The organism is Paenibacillus sp. LHD-117, from assembly GCF_030929555.1.
Classification (GTDB): domain Bacteria; phylum Bacillota; class Bacilli; order Paenibacillales; family Paenibacillaceae; genus Pristimantibacillus.
In genome coordinates, this window is sequence record NZ_JAVFVT010000076.1 from 1 (window position 1) to 1,694 (window position 1,694).

Annotated in this window: 1 protein-coding gene; it reads right to left on the reverse strand. The window is 48.9% G+C overall.

Annotation, left to right across the window (positions count from 1 at the left end; all coding sequences use genetic code 11):
* Positions 1-3: 3 nt before the first annotated feature.
* Positions 4-1,563 (reverse strand): IS1182 family transposase, encoded by a 1,560-nt coding sequence (locus RB620_RS30050; RefSeq protein ID WP_308100837.1) that lies wholly within the window; start codon positions 1,561-1,563, stop codon positions 4-6.
* Between the last annotated feature and the right edge of the window lie 131 nt (positions 1,564-1,694).

Below are 1,694 nucleotides of genomic sequence, written 5' to 3' on the forward strand. Positions count from 1 at the left end.
AGGTTATCCCTGCGCCGCCATTTTTGGCTTTTGGCTTATTGTCGCTTTCTTGAGCAAATTGTGGGCGAGTGAAAGCCACCCGACCTCAAGGCTTACCTTCGGCAGGCCTCGAAGCAGAAAACGCCGGTATCCCCGGTTGTTCTTTATTTGTCCAAATACGCTCTCTGGTTCAATCATCCGCCGAACCGATAACGCGTACCCTTCCTCGCTTTGGAGCTTTTCTCGTGCTTGCTGCTTGTATTGTAGATACTTCAGACTCACAGTGATTTCTCGATTTCCTTGTGCCTTTGTACACGCCTCTTTGAACGGACAACCTTCACAACTTATGCTCCGGTAGTGACGTCTCCGTATTTCATAGCCGCTTTCCGTCGTTTCCTTTGATTCATAGCGAAACAGCAGTTTACGTCCAGCCGCACACGTCCAAGTATCTTCAGCTTCGTCGTACTGCCAGTTGTCTAGCTTGCTGATATCTTGCTGCCACTTCTTCGACTTTTCCTTATGGTACGTACTATACTTCACGATTGCTTCTAGCTGTTCACTTTCCAAGTATGCGTAGTTTTCTTCTCCGCCGTAGCCCGCATCCGCAATAACCGTTTTCGGCAGCTTGCCGAGAGCAGCTTTGATCTTCTCCAAATGAGGCTTTAGGCAACGTGTGTCCGTCGGGCGCTGATGTAAGCTGTAGCCGATAATGAACTGGTTTTCCGTTCCGATCTGCACGTTGTAGCCAGGCTTAAGTTGTCCATTGCGCATGTGATCTTCTTTCATTCGCATGAAGGTGGCATCGGGATCGGTCTTACTGAAGCTGTTACGATCTCCGAGGATCTCTTGCTGGGTCTCGTATTTTTGCAAACGCGGCAGCAAGTCTTTTCGAAGCGCACGTACCGCTTTCTTCAAAGGCTTGTCCTTCGGCTGAGCCTCCAGCTTCGCTTCCAATTGCTGAACGGCGGCCTCCAGCTTTTCGCTGGTCAAAGTCGATGCCTCGCCGAGCTCCATGAGGTCTTTTCCCGCTTGTTCGCGCTCTTCTTGCTGCTCGGATTGTTCGATTGCTGCAAACAGCGTCTGTACTTTTTCTTGCAACTTCGCCTTCTGTTTCACGACCGCTTTACCCCAAACAAACGTGTACCGATTTGCGTTCGCTTCAAACTTGGTGCCGTCGACAAAGTAATGATCGAGATTGACGTAATTCTCCTCGGCTAGAAACTGAAGCACACTCGTGAAGATGGTTTCCAAAACATCTTTCATACGTTCAGAGCGGAAACGATTGATGGTACGGAAGTCGGGGCGTTGTCTGCCCGCAATCCACATGAACATAATATTCTCACGGATGGCTTTTGCGATTTGACGAGAAGAGTAGATGCGCTGCGTGTAGGCGTATATGATGACTTTCGTTAGCATTTTAGGATGGTAGCTGTCACGCCCTCCGCCAGGGTAGGCGGTGGTAAAGATTCCATTGTCCAAGCGGTTTACCGCATCATTGACAACGCGAACAAGGTGACGAGGAGGAATGTCGTCCTCCAAGTCCATTGGCAGATGAAGTTGGTCCATGGTATATTGAATGTACAAAGAAATCGTTCCTTTCGTAAATGGTGGGTCGCACTTCCATTTTACCAAGAAACGATTTCTTTTTGTTATTTCTTTAGACAAAAACGGGGCTAGCCCTCAGGTCAATGAATTGACCTTATGGGACAGCCCCT